Origin of the sequence: Pseudomonas sp. FJ2-5-13, assembly GCF_029201605.1 — a bacterium.
GTDB classification, from domain to species: domain Bacteria; phylum Pseudomonadota; class Gammaproteobacteria; order Pseudomonadales; family Pseudomonadaceae; genus Aquipseudomonas; species Aquipseudomonas lactis.
Genome location: NZ_CP104045.1, coordinates 3740600 through 3760363 on the forward strand (window position 1 = coordinate 3740600; position 19764 = coordinate 3760363).

The following is a 19764-nucleotide window of genomic DNA, read 5'->3' on the forward strand; positions in this document are numbered from 1 at the left end:
ATGAAAGGATCTTCAGCCGTTAACTAAAACTTCCTTCACCTGGCTGAAAGGTGCGTGTTAGGTGGGTCGGGCAAGACTGCCGGGGTTTGCAATCCTGCTCTTCTCGGAGACTCACGCATGCTCGGGCTGGTAAAGACCGCACTGCACAAGCCGTACACCTTCATCGTGCTGGCTATATTCATCTGCATCATCGGGCCGATGGCGGCCCTGCGCACGCCCACGGATGTTTTTCCCGATATCGGCATTCCCGTGGTCGCCGTGGTCTGGCAGTACAACGGCCTGTCCCCGGACGCCATGGCCGGCCGGGTGATCTACACCTACGAACGCTCCCTGAGCACCACCGTCAACGACATCGAACATATCGAGTCGCAATCACTGCCCGGCATGGGCATCGTCAAGATCTTCTTCCAGCCTGGCGTGGATATCCGTACCGCCAATGCCCAGGTCACGGCGGTGTCACAAACCGTGCTCAAGCAAATGCCGCCGGGCATCACGCCGCCGCTGATCCTCAACTACAGCGCCTCCACGGTGCCGATCCTGCAAATGGCGTTCTCCAGCCCCAGCCTGTCGGAAGCCAGAATTCGCGATCTGGTGCAGAACAATATTCGCCTGCCCTTGAGCGCCCTGCCCGGCCTGGCCATGCCCACGCCGATGGGCGGCAAGCAACGGCAGATTACGCTGGACCTCGACCCCCAAGCCCTCGCCGCCAAAGGCTTGTCGGCCCAGGATGTGGGCAATGCCCTGGCGCTGCAGAACCAGATCATTCCGGTGGGCACCGCCAAGCTTGGCCCCGACGAATACACAATCCTGCTCAACAACAGCCCCAAGGCCATTGATGAGCTCAACGACTTGCCGATCAAGACCGTCGATGGGGCGCTGATCACCATCGGCCAAGTGGCTCACGTGCGCGACGGTTCACCGCCGCAAACCAACATCGTGCGGGTCGACGGCCATCGCGCCGTGCTGATGCCGGCGCTGAAAAACGGCAGTATCTCCACCCTGTCGATCATCGACGGTATCCGCCAGATGCTGCCGCGCATCAAGGAAACCCTGCCGCCGTCATTGAAAACCTCGCTGCTGGGCGATGCCTCGGTATTTGTCAAACAGTCGGTGGGCAGCGTGGCCCAGGAGGGCATCATTGCCGCATTGCTCACCAGTGCGATGATCCTGCTGTTTCTCGGCAGTTGGCGCTCGACCTTGATCATCGCCGCCTCGATTCCCCTGGCGGTGCTATCGGCCATCGCGCTGTTGGCCGTCAGTGGGCAAACCCTCAACGTCATGACGCTGGGCGGACTGGCGTTGGCCGTGGGCATCCTGGTGGATGACGCCACGGTGACCATCGAAAACATCAACTGGCACCTGGAGCAAGGCAAGGCGGTGAAGGCCGCGATTCTCGACGGCGCCGCGCAAATCGTCGGCCCGGCTTTCGTCTCGCTGTTGTGCATCTGCATCGTGTTCGTGCCGATGTTTTTGCTGCAAGGCATCGCCGGTTACCTGTTCCGGCCCATGGCGCTGGCGGTGATCTTCGCCATGGCCAGTTCGTTCATTCTCTCGCGTACCCTGGTGCCGACGCTGGCGATGTATTTGCTCAAACCACATAGGCCGGAGGCAGGCGCGGGGCATCATCCGGAAGATGCATTCATCAATCACCACGAGGGTGAACAGCACGTGAGGCCACGCAATGCGTTGTTGCAATCGGTGCTGAATTTTCAACAGGGATTCGAGCGGCACTTTTCCAATATCCGCGACACCTACCATGGCCTGCTGACGCTGGCACTGGGCGCACGCAAGCGCTTTATTGTCGGGTTCCTGGCCTGCGTACTCGCGTCGTTCCTGCTGTTGCCGAGCCTGGGCCAGGACTTTTTTCCGGCCACCGATGCGGGTGCCTTGGCCCTGCATGTGCGCTTGCCACTGGGCACGCGCATCGAAGAAAGCGCCGCGGCGTTCGATCGCATCGAAGCACGGATTCGCGAGGTTATCCCGGCCGAAGAACTGGACACCATCGTCGACAATATTGGCATTCCGCTCAGCGGCATCGACATGGCCTACAGCAGCAGCGGCACCATCGGCCCGCAGGACGGTGACATCCAGGTCAGCTTGAAAACGCACCACGCGCCCACCGCCGACTATGTGAAAAAACTGCGTGAGGCCCTGCCGCAAAGTTTCCCCGGCAGCCACTTTGCGTTCCTGCCCGCCGACATCAGCAGCCAGATCCTCAACTTCGGCGCCCCCGCCCCGCTGGACGTCAAAATCTCCGGGCGCAGTGACGCAGACAACCGCACCTATGCCGTCGAACTTGAACGGCGCCTGCAGCATGTACCGGGGATTGCCGACCTGCGCATCCAGCAGTCCACCGGCTACCCCTCGCTGCAAGTAAACGTGGACCGTATGCGCGCCAATGGCCTGGGTATCACCGAGCGTGACGTCACCAACAGCATGGTCGCCTCGCTCGCCGGCAGCTCACAAACCGCGCCGACCTTCTGGCTCAACCCGGCCAACGGCGTGTCTTACTCCATCGTCGCCGCCACCCCGCAGTACCGTCTCGACAGCCTGCCGTCCCTGGAAGCACTGCCGGTGACGGGGGCCAATGGGCAGGCGCAAATTCTCGGCGGTGTGGCAACCATCTCCCGGGTACAAAGCCCGGCCGTGGTGACCCACTACAACATTGAACCGACCCTGGACCTGTACGCCAACGTGCAAGGCCGCGACCTCGGCGGCGTCGCCCGCGATGTGCAAAAGGTGCTGGATGACACGGCGTCCATGCGTCCCAAAGGCGCGACCATCAGCCTGCACGGGCAGATCGATGCGCTGCATGAGGCGTTCAGTGGTTTGAGCTTCGGGTTGCTCGGCGCGGTGGTGCTGATCTATCTGCTGATCGTGGTCAACTTCCAGTCGTGGGCCGATCCCTTTGTGATCATCACGGCGTTGCCGGCAGCATTGGCGGGCATCGTGTGGATGCTGTTCCTCAGCGGCACCTCGTTGTCGGTACCGGCACTCACCGGCGCCATCTTGTGCATGGGCGTGGCCACCGCCAACTCGATCCTGGTGGTGAGCTTCTGCCGTGAGCGCCTGGCCGAACATGGCGATGCGTTGAAAGCCGCGCTGGAAGCCGGCTACACACGCTTTCGCCCGGTGTGCATGACCGCCCTGGCGATGATCATCGGCATGCTGCCCCTGGCGATTTCCGAGGAGCAGAACGCCCCGCTCGGTCGAGCGGTCATCGGTGGTTTGATCTTCGCCACCATCGCCACTTTGTTGTTTGTTCCCGTGGTCTTCAGCCTGGTCCACGGCCGTCATCCTACTCGCGCAACTGCTGGAGAAACGCCCCATGTCGCCTGATCAAAAACCCTCGCGCAAGCGTCTGATGCTCATGGGTGTCGGTGGCCTGACGCTGGCTGCCCTGTTGGTCGCCAGCGGCCTGCATGCGCGCACGCTGCACGAACAATCGGTCACTGCCTGGACCGAAGCCGCCGCTGTCCCCCAGGTGATGGTGTTCCAGCCCAAGCCAAACGCCGCCGGTGATACCCTGCGCCTGCCCGCCCACCTGGAGGCGTGGAGCAAGGCGGCGATCCATGCACGGGTCAGCGGCTACTTGAAGGACTGGAAAGTCGACATTGGCGCCCAGGTCAAGGCCGGGCAACTGCTCGCCGAAATCGACAGCCCCGACCTTGACCAACAACTGGCCCAGGCCCATGCGCGCCTGATCCAGCAACAAGCCAATGCACACCTGGCAGCCACCACCGCGACCCGCTGGCAAAACCTGCTGGCCAGCCATTCGGTATCGCGCCAGGATGCCGATGAAAAAACCTCCAACGCCGCAGCCGCCAAGGCCAACACCGAAGCCGCTGCAGCAGACTATGCGCGACTGTGCGCCCTGGAAAGCTACAAAACCCTTCGTGCGCCGTTCGCTGGCACCATCACCGCCCGCAACACGGACATCGGCCAGTTGATCAAGGCCGATAACGCCAGCGATCCGGAACTGTTCAACATTGCCGACACCCACCAACTGCGTTTGTATGTGCCGGTACCGCAGAACTATGCAGCGGTGATTCATACAGGCCTTGAGGCCGAACTGACCGTCCCCGAGCACCCCGGCGAGCACTTCAAGGCGCGCCTGATCGGTGACTCCACCGCCATCGACCGCCGCTCCGGCACCCTGCTCGCCCAGTTCGTCGCCGACAACCCCAACGGCGAACTGCTGCCGGGCGATTACGCCGAAGTCACCCTGCCGATTCCGGCTGACACCCATGGCGTAAGCATCCCGGCCAGCGCCTTGATCTTCCGCGCCCAGGGCACCCAGGTTGCGGTGCTGGACGGGCGCAACCATGTGCACCTGCAAGACATTCATATTGGCCTGGACCTCGGCGAGCGCCTGGTGATCGACCAAGGCCTGAAACCTGCTGACCGTATCATCGACAACCCGCCCGACGCCCTGCGTGAAGGCGACCCGGTGCAACTGGCAGACGCCACCGGAGGTGCCCATGCGCCCAAAGCTTAAGCCGCTGGCGGCGTTGGTGCTGCTGGCGTTGCAGGGTTGCTCGATGGCGCCCACCTATACAGTGCCGTCAATTGACCTGCCCGTCCACTACCGCGAACAAACCAGCGATGGCCCCTGGCACAGCGCGCAACCGTCGGACCAATTGGCGCCCCAGTGGTGGCAGCTCTACCACGATTCGCGCCTGAACGCGCTGCAACAGCAACTGCTCAAGGCCAACCCGGACCTGGCCGCGGCGCTGGCGCACTTCGATGCGTCCCAGGCCTATGCCAGTCAACTGCACGCGGGCCTTTTCCCGCAAATCACCGCCAGCGCGCAACCGCAACGCCAGCGTCAATCGGATTCACGACCGTTGCGCGGCACGACACAGCCGTCGGTGTACAACAGCAATACCGCTGGGTTCTCCCTGGGTTACGACCTCGACCTGTGGGGCAGAATCCGCAACCAGGTCGCTGCGGGCGATGCCCAGGCGCAAGCGTCCTTTGATGATCTGGCGGTGGTGCGCCTGAGCCTGCAACAGCAGTTGGCGAGCCTGTATGTGCAGCTCAATGGGCTGGATGCACAGCGCCGAATCCTGGACCGTTCGTTGCAGGACTTCAGCCAGGCGTTGCAACTGACCCGCAGCCGTTATGAAGGCCAGATTGCGTCGGAACTGGACCTGACCCGCGCACAAAACCAACTGGCCGAAGCCAAGGCACAGCTGGATGAAGTGCGTGGTCAACGCAACCTCGCCGAGCATGCCATCGGCGAATTGGTGGGCGTGACGGCCAGTGATTTTTCATTGCCGCCCAGCTCGCAATTAATGGCGTTGCCCGGCATTCCAGCGCAGTTGCCCAGCCACCTGCTGCAGCGTCGCCCGGACATTGCCGCCGCTGAACGTCGCGTGTTTGCGGCCAACGCAACGATCGGCGTGGCCAAGGCCGCGTGGTTTCCGGATTTCAGTTTGACCGGTGTGCTGGGCGGGCAGACCCAAGGCGTCGGTAACCTGCTGTCTGCCGGCAACCGGTACTGGGCGCTGGGGCCGCTGATGAACCTGCCGATCTTCGACGGCGGGCGCTTGAGCGCCAACGAACGCCAGGCCAAGGCCGAGTTCGAGGAGGCCTCGGCACAGTACCGTAGCCACGTATTGAAAGCCGTGCGCGAGGTGGAAGATAACCTCGCGCAACTGCGAGATCTGCAGCAGCAAGCCGAGGACGAGCAAGCGGCGGCAGAGGCAGCGCAACATACCCAGGCCTTGGCGATGAACAGCTATCAGGCCGGTGCGGTGAGTTACCTGGACGTGGTCACCGCCCAAACCGCCGCCTTGCAGGCACAGAGGACGTTGCAGGCAGTGCAGACCCGGCAATTGCAGGCGAGTGTGGCACTTTTGACCGCACTCGGTGGCGGCTGGCAACCGGGCTAATACCCTGTAGGAGCGAGCTTGCTCGCGAAAAACTCACAGGCGTCGCGTTTCTTCAGGAAGCACGCGCTATCGTTGGCGTTTTTCGCGAGCAAGCTCGCTCCTACATTTTTAGCGTATTTCAGGCCGCGAGTTTGCCGCTGGCGATGGCCGCTGAAGCGGCTAGCATGGCGCGCAACAACACCGCACACCCTGCCGCCAGGTCATCCGGCGCGGCATTTTCGATTTCGTTGTGGCTGATGCCGCCTTCACACGGCACAAAGATCATCCCCGCCGGGCCCAGCTCAGCCACGAAGATCGCATCGTGCCCTGCCCCGCTGACGATATCCAGGTTCGACAAGCCCAGGCCATTCGCCGCATCGCGCACCGCCTCCACACAGCCTTTGTCAAAGTACAGCGGCGGGAAGTCCGCCGTGGGCTGCAGGTCGAAACTCAAGCCATGTTTGGCGCAGGTGTCCTCGATCACCTGGCGCACCTGGGCAATCATCGAGTCCAGCCGTGCCGGCTCCAGGTGACGAAAATCCAGGGTCATGCGTACTTCACCGGGAATCACGTTGCGCGATCCCGGATACGCTTGCAGGCAACCCACCGTGCCGCATGCATGGGGCTGGTGCGCCAACGCCGCCGCGTTCACGGCGGCCACCACTGCGGCCGCGCCTACCAGGGCGTCCTTGCGCAAGTGCATGGGTGTAGGGCCCGCGTGGGCTTCAACACCGCGCAGCTTCAGGTCGAACCATTTTTGCCCAAGGGCGCCGAGCACCACGCCGATGGTCTTGTGTTCATCCTCCAGAATCGGCCCTTGTTCGATATGGGCCTCGAAATACGCGCCGACCTTATGCCCGCTGACCGGCCGCGTTCCCGCATAGCCAATCGCGTTCAACGCATCCCCCACGCTGACCCCATCGGCATCCACTTTGGCCAGGGTATCGGCCAGGGTGAACTTCTCGGCAAACACCCCTGAGCCCATCATGCACGGCGGGAAGCGCGAGCCTTCTTCGTTGGTCCATACCACCACTTCCAGCGGCGCCTCGGTTTCCACCTTGAGGTCATTAAGGGTGCGCAGCACTTCCACGCCGGCCAGCACGCCGAAGCAACCGTCGAACTTGCCGCCGGTGGGCTGGGTGTCGATGTGGCTGCCGGTCATCACTGGCGGCAGGTCGGGGTTGCGGCCGGGGCGACGCGCAAAGATATTGCCGATGCCGTCGATGGTCACGGTGCAACCGGCCGCTTCGCACCACTGCACGAAGAGATCCCGAGCCTTGCGGTCGAGGTCGGTGAGGGCCAGGCGACACACACCGCCCTTGGGGGTGGCGCCAAGTTTGGCCAGGTCCATCAGCGACTGCCACAGGCGGTCGCGGTTGATGTGCTGATGGGTCGATTGCAGAACGTCGAGGGCAGCGTTCATGGGGGTCTCCTCAGGCTACAGGTTCTTATGAATTAACGCGGTCAACTGTGGGAGCTGGCTTGCCTGCGATAGCGGTGTGTCAGGCGACACGGTTTTAACTGATAGTCCGCTATCGCAGGCAAGCCAGCTCCCACCTGAACCGTGTTTACAACGGGGATTTGGCGGTGAGTGGACTGCTAGCGCGCTTGGCATTGAGCCCGTAATACAACACCCCGCCCAACGCCGAGCCGGTGAACCAGCCGTAGCTGTAGAACCAGCTGAACGCATCGCTGCCCAGCGACAGCAACGTCAGCACCACCGGTACGCCAAAAGCGACAAACCCACTCCAGTTCCAGGCCGGGTACACGTCGTCGCGGTACAGGCCGGCCAGGTCCAACTGTTGTCTGCGGGTAATGAAGTAGTCCACCACCATGATCCCGGCAATCGGCCCCAGTAGGCTCGAATAACCCAGCAGCCAATTGGAATACACGGTTTCAAGACTCACGTCCGAGACGATCAGCCCGAGTTTTTTCAGCAGTTCATGGGCCATCAGCGCCAGCCCTACCAGGCCGGTGAGAATCACCGCCGTGGTGCGGTTGATCAGCTTGGGGGCGATGTTCTGGAAGTCGTTGGTGGGCGAGACGATGTTCGCCGCGGTGTTGGTGGATAAAGTGGCGACGATGATCAGCGCCATGGCGATGGCCACCCACACCGGGCTCTGGATATGACCGATCAGGCTCACCGGGTCGGAGACGCTGACCCCCACCAGTTTCACCGAGGCGGCGGTCATGACCACGCCGAGGGCGGCGAACAGGAACATGGTCAACGGCAAGCCGAAGATCTGCCCCAGAATCTGGTCTTTCTGGCTGTTGGCGTAGCGGCTGAAGTCGGGAATGTTCAGCGACAACGTGGCCCAGAAACCCACCATCGCCGTAAGCCCCGCCATAAAGTAACCGGTGAGGCTGGCGCCTTCGGGGCGCTTGGGTGGGATCGCCATCAGCTCGCTGAGGGACACGTTCGGCATCGCCCATACCAACAGCCCAACGCCCACGGCGACCAACAGCGGCGCCGACAAGGTTTCCAGGCGCTTGATCGACTCGGCGCCGCGCAGCACCACCCACAGGTTCAAGCACCAGAACAGCATGAAACCAATCACCTCACCAGTACCGCCGAGGGCTTTCCAGCCGTCGAAAATCGAGCCCAGGAACAGGTGGATCGCCAGCCCGCCGAACATCGTCTGGATACCAAACCAGCCGCAGGCCACCAGCGCGCGGATCAGGCACGGTACGTTGGAACCGAGGATGCCGAAGGACGAACGCAACAGCACCGGAAACGGAATGCCGTACTTGGTGCCGGGAAACGCGTTGAGGGTCAGCGGGATCAACACCACGATATTGGCCAGCAGGATCGCTACCAGCGCCTCCCCCACCGACAGCCCGAAATACGCCGTGAGCACCCCGCCCAGGGTGTAGGTGGGCACGCAGATCGACATACCGACCCATAGCGCCGTGATGTGCCATTTGTTCCAAGTGCGCTCGTGCACTTTGGTAGGTGCCATGTCGTGGTTGTAGCGAGGGCTGTCGAGGACGTCGGGGCCGGCGTCGAGTTCGTACAGGCCGTTGCGCTCGATGACTTGCGATCTGTTCTGTTGCATGGCCGCTCCACGGTTTTTTTAAAATTATTGTTGCTCACCTGCACGCTAGGTTCAGGTGGCCGGAGTACCGCATCGACAACATGACATCCAGGGTTCCGGCCAACTGCCCGTGCACTCAATAACCGTGCCGACAACCGCCTCTGAACCCGCACCGCTTATATAACGTGCTGATGTTTATCAGCTTTCCAATTGAGCCTGCGGTACGTGCCGTCTGCGTCAGGCTAAACAACTCACAAGTTGCTCGAACCCTCAGGTCTCAATCTGGTGCATCACAATTATTTTTATTTCTCGACGCCGTCAAGCGGCATATCTCAAGCGCCTGATTTGCAATAAGAAATATTGATCAGATCAAGAACCTGTCAAGTGCGTCAAAACAGGGTGGGCGTGCTTCATTTTGGTGAAAATAGGATTTTTCTTATGTATATCAATAAGATAAAAACTATAAAGGCTTGCGAAAAATCTTCTTGCTCATTCGAAAAACTCGGGCTAGTTTCTATTCCTGTCACCGATGACAGGAATTAACCCATCACCGGTACGCAGTATTACAACACTTAGAACTGGCACAAGCCGGTCAAGCCTGTGAGGAACTCGACATGTCGCTGTTGATCCGTGGCGCCACCGTTATTACCCATGATGAAAGTTACCGCGCCGACGTGTTATGCGCAGAGGGTCTAATTCGCGCCATTGGCACGAATCTGGATATTCCCGCAGGCTGCGAAGTACTCGATGGCAGCGGCCAATACTTGATGCCGGGCGGCATCGACCCCCATACCCATATGCAACTGCCCTTCATGGGCACCGTGGCCAGTGAAGACTTTTTCAGTGGCACGGCGGCAGGCTTGGCCGGTGGTACCACGTCGATCATCGACTTCGTGATTCCCAACCCGCAGCAGTCGCTGATGGAAGCTTTCCACCAGTGGCGCGGCTGGGCCGAAAAGTCTGCCGCCGACTATGGGTTTCATGTAGCGATCACCTGGTGGAGCGAGCAGGTACGCCAGGAAATGGCCGAGTTGGTCAGCCATCACGGCATCAACAGCTTCAAGCATTTCATGGCCTACAAGAACGCGATCATGGCGGCCGACGACACCTTGGTTGCCAGTTTCGAACGCTGCCTGGAACTCGGCGCGGTGCCCACCGTGCATGCTGAAAATGGCGAGCTGGTGTATCACCTGCAACGCAAGTTGATGGCCCAGGGCATCACCGGGCCGGAAGCCCATCCGTTGTCGCGCCCCTCCCAAGTGGAAGGCGAAGCGGCCAGCCGCGCCATCCGGATTGCCGAGACCATCGGCACGCCGCTGTACCTGGTGCATGTGTCGACGAAGGAAGCCCTGGATGAAATCACCTATGCCCGAGGCAAGGGCCAGGCAGTGTACGGCGAAGTGCTCGCCGGCCACCTGTTGCTCGATGACAGTGTGTACCAGCACCCCGACTGGCAGACCGCCGCTGGCTACGTGATGAGCCCGCCATTCCGCCCGCGCGGGCACCAGGAGGCACTGTGGCATGGCCTGCAAGCGGGCAACCTGCACACCACCGCCACCGACCACTGCTGCTTCTGCGCCGAGCAAAAAGCCGCCGGGCGTGATGACTTCAGCAAGATCCCCAACGGCACCGCCGGCATTGAAGACCGCATGGCGCTGCTGTGGCACGAAGGCGTCAATACCGGGCGTTTGTCGATGCAGGCATTTGTCGCGCTGACCTCCACCAACACCGCAAAAATCTTCAACCTCTACCCCCGCAAAGGCGCGATACGCGTAGGCGCCGATGCCGACCTGGTGCTATGGGACCCGGAGGGCACGCGGACCATTTCGGCCAAGACCCACCATCAGCAGGTGGACTTCAACATCTTCGAAGGCAAGACCGTGCGCGGCGTGCCCAGCCACACCATCAGCCAGGGCAAGCTGGTGTGGGCCGATGGTGACCTGCGCGCCGAGCGAGGCGCCGGACGGTATGTAGAGCGGCCGGCGTATCCGTCGGTGTTCGAGCAGTTGAGCAAGCGGGCCGCGCTTTCCAAGCCGGTGGCCGTGAACCGCTGAAGCCCCCTTCGCGAGCAAGCCCGCGCCCACATTTGATCCCGTTTCAACAGGACAAATGCGGTGGAATGTGGGAGCGGGCTTGCTCGCGAAGAGGCCAGTACAGGCAACAAAAAACCAATGCCCATCAGAGGCAGCACCTCAATAACCGTGAGGCCGACACCGTGATCCAGACCCTGACCCACCTTCCCCACCCCCGCGAAGACGGGGCCACCCTTGCCAGCCAGTTCACCGACCTGGCACCGCCGCTCAACGCCCGCCAGGCCCAACTGGAAGCCTCGCGCTGCCTGTACTGCTACGACGCGCCTTGTGTGAATGCGTGCCCCAGCGAGATCGACATTCCGTCGTTCATCCGCAATATCCACACCGACAACGTACAAGGGGCCGCGCAGAAGATCCTCTCGGCCAACATCCTCGGTGGCAGTTGCGCGCGGGTGTGCCCGACGGAAATCCTCTGCCAGCAAGCCTGCGTACGCAATAACGCCGAAGAATGCGCCCCTGTGCTGATCGGCCTGCTACAACGCTACGCCATCGACAATGCGCACTTCAGCGAACACCCGTTCCAACGCGCCGCGCCCACCGGCAAGCGCATCGCCGTGGTCGGCGCCGGGCCCGCCGGTTTGGCCTGCGCTCACCGCGCCGCCTTGCACGGTCATGACGTGGTGATTTTCGAAGCGCGGGAAAAAGCCGGCGGACTGAATGAATACGGAATCGCCAAATACAAACTGGTGGACGACTTCGCCCAGAAGGAGCTGGATTTCCTCCTGCAGATTGGCGGCATCGAGGTTCGCCACGGCCAGCGCCTGGGCGACAACCTGACCTTGAGCGAACTGCACCAGCAGTTCGATTCGGTGTTCCTCGGCCTGGGTCTCGCGGCCAGCAAACAGCTGGGCCTGCCCTGTGAGGATGCCCCCGGCCTGCTCGCCGCCACCGACTATATCCGCGAACTGCGCCAGGCCGACGACCTCACCCAACTGCCCCTGGCCGACCGCTGCATCGTGCTCGGCGCCGGCAACACCGCCATCGACATGGCCGTGCAAATGGCCCGCCTCGGCGCCCGCGATGTCAACCTGGTATACCGCCGTGGCCTGGCCGACATGGGCGCGACCCACCACGAACAGGACATCGCCAAGGCCAATCAAGTCCGGCTGTTGACCTGGGCCCAACCCGACGAGGTGCTACTCGACGACCAAGGCCGCGTGCGCGGCATGCGCTTTGCCCGCACCCGCCTGGAAAACGGTCGCCTGCTGCCGACCGGGGAAACCTTCGAACTGGCTGCTGACGCGATCTTCAAGGCGATCGGGCAAGGCTTCGACAACGACGCCCTGCACGATCCGCTGGCCCAGCAACTGCACCGCGTCGGCGAGCGTATCTTCGTCGATGAGCAACTGCGCACCAGCATCCCTGGGGTGTATGCCGGCGGCGACTGCGTCAGCCTCGGCCAGGACCTCACCGTGCAGGCGGTACAACATGGCAAGCGGGCCGCCGAAGCCATGCATGCCCAACTCATGCTGACTGTGGAGGCTGCGTAATGGCCGATCTCTCGATTGTATTCGCCGGTATCAAAGCGCCCAATCCGTTCTGGCTGGCCTCCGCGCCGCCCACCGACAAAGCCTACAACGTGGTGCGCGCCTTCGAGGCCGGCTGGGGTGGCGTGGTGTGGAAAACCCTGGGGGAAGACCCGGCAGCGGTGAACGTGTCGTCGCGCTACTCCGCGCACTATGGCGCCAACCGTGAAGTGCTGGGCATTAACAATATCGAACTGATCACCGACCGTTCCCTGGAGATCAACCTGCGGGAAATCACCCAGGTGAAAAAGGACTGGCCGGACCGCGCGCTGATCGTCTCGCTGATGGTGCCTTGTGTCGAAGCGTCCTGGAAAAACATCCTGCCCTTGGTGGAGGCGACCGGCTGCGACGGCATTGAGCTGAACTTCGGCTGCCCCCACGGCATGCCCGAACGGGGCATGGGCGCCGCCGTCGGCCAGGTGCCGGAGTACGTGGAGCAAGTGACGCGCTGGTGCAAGACGTATTGCTCGCTGCCGGTGATCGTCAAGCTCACGCCGAACATCACCGACATCCGCGTGGCGGCGCGGGCGGCCTATCGCGGCGGCGCGGATGCGGTGTCGCTGATCAACACCATCAACTCCATCACCAGCGTGGACCTGGAGCGTATGGTCGCGCTGCCGGTGGTCGGCACCCAGAGCACCCATGGCGGTTACTGCGGCTCGGCGGTCAAGCCGATTGCGTTGAACATGGTTGCCGAAATCGCCCGCGACCCACAGACCCACGGCCTGCCGATCTGCGGCATCGGCGGTATCGGCACCTGGCGGGATGCGGCGGAGTTTGTTGCCCTGGGCTGCGGCGCGGTGCAGGTGTGCACGGCGGCGATGCTGCATGGGTTTCGCATCGTTGAAGAGATGAAGGACGGCTTGTCGCGCTGGATGGACAGCCAGGGCCATGCCAACCTGCAAGCGTTTTCCGGGCGGGCGGTGGGCAATACCACCGACTGGAAGTACCTGGACATCAACTACCAGGTCATCGCCAAGATAGACCAAGAGGCGTGCATTGGCTGTGGGCGTTGCCATATTGCCTGCGAGGACACCTCGCACCAGGCCATTGCCAGCTTGAAGCAGGCCGATGGCACGCATCTGTATGAGGTGATCGACGATGAGTGCGTGGGCTGCAACCTGTGCCAGATCACTTGCCCGGTGGCCGACTGCATCGAGATGGTGCCGATCGATACCGGCAAGCCGTTTTTGAACTGGACGCAGGACCCGCGCAATCCTTATCGGGAGGCAGTGTAGTTCTTTAGGTCGCTATCGCAGGCAAGCCAGCTCCCACAGTTGACCGCGCCCAGCCACCCACTCCACGATGCGAAGCGAGTCGCTCTTGATCTTAGGCGCCCCGTTAAACCACGCTGGCCGGAATTCGACAGGGATTTGGGGGGTAAACCGGCAGGGATGCCGGTTTAGCCGCCCCGCGCCATGGATGGCGCGTGGCGGCGGCCCCCCAAATCACTGGCGGATTACGGGCACACCGAGCCTAAGCGAGGTGCCGAGTGGTGGGGCAAGAGCGTTTTGCTTACTTTTGCGCTGTTCAAAAGTGAGCCGCCGTCAGGGCGGAACCCTAGGTGGCCGTTACCGCAGGAATGGATATGTACACGGTCCAACTGTGTTGACTGTTAGGCCATCTTCGCAGGCAAGCCAGCTCCCACATTTGGACTACGGCGCGTCAGATAGATAAGCGTCGGCTGCAGGGCCGTCACGGGAGCAAGCTCCCTCGCAACAGGTCCCGCGTCGCACCAAAATTGTGTAGATACCTATGCTGCGATACGGCCCTGAGCCTCACTACAAGGCTCAAGGCTCCAAGCCAATCCCGCGCAAAATCACACCGGTCACGGTCTGAATGGCCTTCTCGAACTGCCTGTCCGACAACGGCTGGTGATCATTCAAAATCTTCACCTGGTGGTCGAAGTCGGCATAGTGCTGGGTCGAGGCCCAGATCATGTACAGCAGGCTCGACGGTTCCACCGGCAGGATGCGTTTGTCTTGCACCCATTGGCGAATCTTCGCTTCCTTCATCTTGGCCCAGTCGTACAGGCTTTCATCCAGGGCTTCACCGAGTGTGGGCGCGCCGTGGATGATTTCATTGGCCCAGACCTTGGAGCCATAGGGGCGCGTGCGCGAGCGCTGCATCTTGGCGCGGATGTAGCTGCTGAGCACTACACGGGGGTCGTCGAAGGTTTCAAAGCTCAGGGCGTCCTGCTTCCACAATTCCAGCAGGTCGAACAGCACCGCGCTGTACAGCTCGCCCTTGGTGGTGAAGTAGTAATGCAGGTTGGAGCGCGGCAGTTGCGCTTCTTCGGCGATGTCGGCCATGGCGGTGCTGCCATAGCCCTTGTTGGCGAAGACCTTCTCCGCCGCCAGCAGGATTTTCTCGACGTTGACCCGACGAATTCCGATCTTGTGATTGCCCATAAGGGCTCCCTGACAACAACACGGCCTAAAGACTACCACCGGCTCTAGATCGGGGCGACAGGCCAAGCCGAAACTTCGTACACTGCCGGCTCCTGTCCTCTGATTGGTATTGAACAATGTTGCTCAAGAAGTCCCTGACCGCTGCTGTCCTGTTCACTGCCCTGCTGGGCGCCTCCACGGCGTTTGCCCACGCCCACCTCAAGAGCGCTGAGCCTGCGGCTGACAGCAATGTCGCCGCGCCGAAAGACCTGCGCCTGACCTTCAGCGAAGGCGTCGAAGCCACCTTCACCAAGGTGTCCCTGAGCAAGGACGGCACCGAAATTGCGATCAAGGGCCTGGAAACCCCGGACGCCGACAAGAAAACCCTGGTGGTCACGCCTGCCGCTGCGCTGGCAAGCGGCACCTATAAAGTCGAATGGCATGCAGTGTCCGTCGACACTCACAAAAGCGGAGGCACTTACAGCTTCAAGGTCGGCCAATAACCCATGGCAACCCTGCTGGTGCTGTGCCGCTTCCTGCATTTTTGTGTTGTGCTGCTGATGTTCGGGGCCTGGGCGTTCAGGCCCTGGCTGCTCGGCGCTCATGTGCAACCGACACTGGACCGGCAACTGCTGCGCATCACCCGCGGCCTGGCGGGGTTGGGGCTCGTCACCGGTGTTGTGTGGTTGCTGTTGATCACCGCCAGCATGGCAGGCAGTTGGGACGCGGCGCTACAACCGGCCACCCTCCAGTTGGTGCTGGGCAAGACCTTTTTTGGCCAGGTATGGGCCTGGCATCTGTTGCTGAACCTGCTGCTGGTGATCGTGCTGATCAAGCCCTGGCCGGCCTTACGCTTACCGCTGCTCGCCCTGCTGCTGGCAACCCTGGCACCCGTAGGTCACGGCGCCATGCTCGATGGGCTGAATGGGCAGTTGCTGATCCTTAACCAGGTGGTGCACCTGCTGTGCGTTGGGGCCTGGCTCGGGGGGTTGCTGGTGTTGGTGCTGATCTTCAGGCATGCGCAAGGCCAGCGCCTGGAGCCGATTTTGCGTCGCTTCAGTGGTGTGGGATATGGCCTGGTCGGCGGCCTGCTGGTGACCGGTCTGATCAACATACGCGTGCTCACCGGACAACTGTGGCCCACACCGTTCTTCCAAGGGTTTGCCTTGATTTTGCTGATCAAGGTGGGGCTGGTACTGGGCATGCTGGGGTTGGCGCTGCTGAACCGGTTGCGTATCAAGCGATGCGAGCAACGCCTGGGCAGTTTGAAAGCCAGTGTGATGATGGAGTGGCTGCTGGGCCTTGCAGCGGTGGCGGCGGTTTCCCTGCTTGGCACCCTGCCGCCGATGGTCATGGCTGGCTGAAAAGTCTTGTGCAATGCAATCAATGTGGGAGCTGGCTTGCCTGCGATGGCGGTGGATCAGTGACTGCATACTGTCTGATTCGCCGCCATCGCAGGCAAGCCAGCTCCCACACTGACCGTGCCCCATCAGTTGAATCGTTTCACCCAAGTCATCGTATAACTTCTGCTTGACACACCCTCAAAACCTCGCAAATATCGCGCTCAATGTTGTACGACGACGTATAACAAATAATAAAAACAACAAAACAAAGGGAGCCTCACTGTGAGTCAATCCGCCCGCCATTCCTGCACGCGCCTGGGCCTTCTCGGTCTCGGCAGCCTGGCCGTCACCCTGCCGCTGGGTGCCCATGCCGAAGGCTTTATCGACGACGCCAAGGCCACGCTCAATCTGCGTAATGCCTACTTCAACCGCAACTTCACCAACCCGACCAACCCCCAGGGCAAGGCCGAAGAGTGGACGCAGAATTTTATCCTCGATGCCAAGTCCGGCTTTACTCAGGGCACGGTCGGCTTCGGGATAGACGTGTTGGGCCTGTATTCGCAAAAGCTCGATGGCGGCAAAGGCACCGCCGGCACGCAACTGCTACCGGTACATGACGATGGCCGCCCCGCCGACAATTTCGGGCGCCTGGGTGTCGCACTGAAAACCAGGCTGTCGAAAACCGAGTTGAAGGTTGGCGAATGGATGCCGGTGCTGCCGATCCTGCGTTCCGATGATGGCCGTTCCCTGCCCCAGACCTTTCGCGGCGGCCAAATCACCTCCAATGAAATCGCCGGCCTGACGCTCTACGGTGGCCAGTTTCGCGGCAACAGCCCGCGCAACGACGCGAGCATGGAAGACATGTTCATGAACGGCAAAGCCGCGTTCACCTCGGACCGTTTCAACTTCGGTGGCGGCGAATACACCTTCAATGACAAACATACCCAGGTCGGCCTGTGGTACGCCGAACTGACTGATATCTACCAGCAGCAGTACCTCAACCTCACCCACAGCCAGCCGGTGGGCGACTGGACCTTGGGGGCCAACTTCGGCTTCTTCAACGGCAAGGAAGACGGCAGCGCCCTGGCCGGCGACCTCGATAACAAAACCCTGTTCGCCCTGCTCTCAGCTAAATACAACGGCCACACCTTCTACGTCGGCCTGCAAAAACTCAGCGGCGACAGCGCCTGGATGCGCATCAACGGCACCAGCGGCGGCACCCTGGCCAACGACAGCTACAACGCCAGCTACGACAACGCCAAGGAAAAGTCCTGGCAGGTGCGCCATGACTTTAACTTTGTGGTGCTCGGGGTTCCGGGGCTGACCCTGATGAACCGCTATATCAGCGGCAGCAACGTACACACCGGGGCGATCACCGACGGCAAGGAATGGGGGCGTGAGTCGGAGCTGGCCTACACGGTGCAGAGCGGTGCGCTGAAGAACCTCAATGTGAAGTGGCGCAACTCGACCATGCGCCGGGACTTCAGCAATAACGAGTTCGATGAGAACCGGATTTTTATCAGCTATCCGATTTCGTTGCTGTAGCTCCAAAGGCAAATCCGATCTCAAAGGTGCCACATATCGATGTGGGAGCTGGCTTGCCTGCGATAGCGGCGGGTCAGTTACCACATTCTTTTCTGACTCACCGCTATCGCAGGCAAGCCAGCTCCCACATTTGATCTCATGCGCCTGGAAGGAAGTTGACAACACCAGAAATCCCTAACACTATTTCCGCATAGTCATACGACAACCTACAACAAAAATCTGGAAGGCCCATGACCCTCACCACTCCCACTCCTTTCAACCGCCTGCTGCTTACCGGTGCCGCCGGCGGCCTGGGCAAAGTCCTGCGTGAACGCATGCGGCCTTATGCCCAGGTGCTGCGCCTTTCGGATATCGCTGAAATGGCCCCCGCCACCGATGCTCGCGAAGAAGTGCACACCTGCGACCTGGCCGACAAACACGCCGTGCATCAGTTGGTAGAGGGCGTCGACGCTATCCTGCACTTTGGCGGCGTGTCAGTGGAGCGCTCGTTCGAAGAGGTGCTGGGCGCGAACATCAGTGGCATTTTCCATATCTACGAAGCCGCCCGCCGCCACGGGGTCAAGCGGGTGATCTTCGCCAGTTCCAACCACGTGATCGGTTTCTACAAACAGGGTGAACAACTCGACGCCCACTCCCCACGCCGCCCCGACAGTTACTACGGCCTGTCCAAATCCTACGGCGAAGACATGGCCAGTTTCTACTTCGACCGCTACGGCATCGAGACCGTGAGCATCCGTATCGGCTCCTCGTTCCCGCAACCGCAGAACCGCCGGATGATGCACACCTGGCTGAGCTTCGACGACCTGACCCAACTGCTCGAACGCGCGCTGTACACGCCCAACGTCGGCCATACCGTGGTGTACGGCATGTCGGCCAACCTCGATACCTGGTGGGACAACCGCTACGCCGCGCATCTGGGCTTTGCGCCCAAGGACAGCTCCGAAGTGTTCCGCGCCGAGGTCGAAGCCCAACCGCCCGTGGCCGCCGATGACCCGGCCAAGGTCTACCAGGGCGGTGCGTTCTGCGCGGCGGGGCCATTCGGTGACTGAGTGCCCAGCAACCCAAGGGAATGACCATGCGTGCTGAATTGATTGTCGACGCCCGTAACGCCGTGGGCGAATGCCCGGTGTGGGTGCCCGAAGAAAACGCGCTGTATTGGGTGGATATCCCCAACGGCGGCCTGCAACGCTGGAACGCCTCCACCGGCCATCTGGCGGCGTGGAAAGCCCCGCAAATGCTCGCCTGTATTGCCCGCACCAACACGGGTAACTGGGTGGCCGGCATGGAAACTGGCTTCTTCCAGCTCACGCCCCACAACGACGGCAGCCTCGACACCACGCCGCTGGCCAGCATCGAGCATTCACGCCCGGACATGCGCTTGAACGATGGCCGCTGCGATCGCCAGGGCCGCTTCTGGGCCGGCAGCATGGTGCTGGACATGGGCTTGAACGCCGCCGAGGGCGTCCTTTATCGCTATGCGTCCGGGGCTGCGCCCCACGCGCAACTGGACGGGTTCATCACCCTCAATGGCCTGGCCTTCAGCCCCGATGGCCGCACGATGTACGCCTCCGATTCGCACCCGAAGGTGCAACAGGTCTGGGCGTTCGACTACGACATCGAGACCGGCACGCCGTCCAATCGCCGCGTATTCATTGATATGAACGACTTCCCCGGGCGTCCCGACGGTGCGGCCGTGGACGCCGAGGGCGGCTACTGGATCTGCGCCAACGACGCCGGGCTGATTCACCGTTTCACCCCCGACGGTCGCCTGGACCGCTCCCTGAGCGTGCCGGTGAAAAAACCCACCATGTGCGCCTTCGGTGGCAGTCGCCTGGACACTTTGTACGTCACCTCCATCCGTGACGACCCGAGTGAACAGTCGCTGTCCGGAGGCGTGTTCGCCCTCAACCCCGGCGTCCAAGGGCTGCCCGAACCCCGCTTCATCGTTTAATCGCT

General features: G+C 61.7%; 14 protein-coding genes. 11 read left to right on the forward strand and 3 right to left on the reverse strand.

Features of this window, described 5'->3' with window-relative positions; all coding sequences use genetic code 11:
• Positions 1–117: 117 nt before the first annotated feature.
• From N2A98_RS16365 to N2A98_RS16375, 3 genes are read left to right on the forward strand one after another with little or no spacing between them, the layout of a single operon-like run.
• Positions 118–3339, forward strand: coding sequence for an efflux RND transporter permease subunit (locus N2A98_RS16365; protein ID WP_275622328.1), 3222 nt, complete (start codon positions 118–120; stop codon positions 3337–3339).
• Positions 3329–4498 (forward strand): efflux RND transporter periplasmic adaptor subunit, encoded by a 1170-nt coding sequence (locus N2A98_RS16370; RefSeq protein WP_044274629.1) that lies wholly within the window; start codon positions 3329–3331, stop codon positions 4496–4498. Before N2A98_RS16365 ends, N2A98_RS16370 begins: the two co-directional genes overlap by 11 nt.
• Positions 4482–5897 carry an efflux transporter outer membrane subunit gene (locus N2A98_RS16375; RefSeq protein ID WP_275622329.1) on the forward strand — a complete coding sequence of 472 codons (1416 nt, stop codon included), beginning with the start codon at positions 4482–4484 and terminating at the stop codon, positions 5895–5897. Before N2A98_RS16370 ends, N2A98_RS16375 begins: the two co-directional genes overlap by 17 nt.
• Before the next feature lie 118 nt (positions 5898–6015).
• Here the strand turns inward: N2A98_RS16375 and N2A98_RS16380 are convergent, their stop codons facing one another.
• Both N2A98_RS16380 and N2A98_RS16385 read right to left on the reverse strand, forming a co-directional pair.
• Positions 6016–7299: a Zn-dependent hydrolase gene (locus N2A98_RS16380; RefSeq protein WP_044274631.1), complete on the reverse strand. Its 1284-nt coding sequence runs from the start codon at positions 7297–7299 to the stop codon at positions 6016–6018.
• Between the two features lie 145 nt (positions 7300–7444).
• Complete coding sequence (locus tag N2A98_RS16385; RefSeq protein WP_056787992.1) at positions 7445–8932, reverse strand: NCS1 family nucleobase:cation symporter-1; 1488 nt, start codon at positions 8930–8932, stop codon at positions 7445–7447.
• Between the two features lie 593 nt (positions 8933–9525).
• Between N2A98_RS16385 and hydA the strand changes: the two genes are divergently transcribed.
• The 3 genes from hydA to preA all read left to right on the forward strand — a co-directional run bounded on the left by hydA (position 9526) and on the right by preA (position 13768).
• Positions 9526–10965, forward strand: a complete 1440-nt coding sequence (hydA, locus tag N2A98_RS16390; RefSeq protein ID WP_153474920.1) for a dihydropyrimidinase — start codon at positions 9526–9528, stop codon at positions 10963–10965.
• Between the two features lie 161 nt (positions 10966–11126).
• The gene (locus N2A98_RS16395) at positions 11127–12494 is read left to right on the forward strand and encodes an NAD(P)-dependent oxidoreductase (protein WP_047712205.1); all 1368 of its coding nucleotides are present in this window, start codon (positions 11127–11129) and stop codon (positions 12492–12494) included.
• Complete coding sequence (gene preA / locus N2A98_RS16400; RefSeq protein WP_003192280.1) at positions 12494–13768, forward strand: NAD-dependent dihydropyrimidine dehydrogenase subunit PreA; 1275 nt, start codon at positions 12494–12496, stop codon at positions 13766–13768. Before N2A98_RS16395 ends, preA begins: the two co-directional genes overlap by 1 nt.
• 552 nt (positions 13769–14320) lie before the next feature.
• On the opposite strand, the gene N2A98_RS16405 is transcribed toward preA, so the two are convergent.
• Positions 14321–14941 carry a TetR/AcrR family transcriptional regulator gene (locus N2A98_RS16405; protein ID WP_069558757.1) on the reverse strand — a complete coding sequence of 207 codons (621 nt, stop codon included), beginning with the start codon at positions 14939–14941 and terminating at the stop codon, positions 14321–14323.
• Positions 14942–15057: 116 nt separating this feature from the next.
• On the opposite strand from N2A98_RS16405, the gene copC reads away from it, so the two are divergent.
• The 5 genes from copC to N2A98_RS16430 all read left to right on the forward strand — a co-directional run bounded on the left by copC (position 15058) and on the right by N2A98_RS16430 (position 19759).
• Positions 15058–15423: a copper homeostasis periplasmic binding protein CopC gene (gene copC / locus N2A98_RS16410; RefSeq protein ID WP_275622330.1), complete on the forward strand. Its 366-nt coding sequence runs from the start codon at positions 15058–15060 to the stop codon at positions 15421–15423.
• 3 nt (positions 15424–15426) lie between these two features.
• On the forward strand, positions 15427–16284 hold the full coding sequence (gene copD, locus N2A98_RS16415) for a copper homeostasis membrane protein CopD (RefSeq protein WP_275622331.1): 858 nt from the start codon (positions 15427–15429) through the stop codon (positions 16282–16284).
• A 261-nt stretch (positions 16285–16545) separates the two neighbouring features.
• Positions 16546–17808, forward strand: a complete 1263-nt coding sequence (locus N2A98_RS16420) for an OprD family porin (RefSeq protein ID WP_275622332.1) — start codon at positions 16546–16548, stop codon at positions 17806–17808.
• 230 nt (positions 17809–18038) lie between these two features.
• Complete coding sequence (locus N2A98_RS16425) at positions 18039–18857, forward strand: NAD(P)-dependent oxidoreductase (protein WP_275622333.1); 819 nt, start codon at positions 18039–18041, stop codon at positions 18855–18857.
• 26 nt (positions 18858–18883) lie between these two features.
• Positions 18884–19759 carry an SMP-30/gluconolactonase/LRE family protein gene (locus tag N2A98_RS16430; RefSeq protein WP_044274640.1) on the forward strand — a complete coding sequence of 292 codons (876 nt, stop codon included), beginning with the start codon at positions 18884–18886 and terminating at the stop codon, positions 19757–19759.
• Positions 19760–19764: the final 5 nt, after the last annotated feature.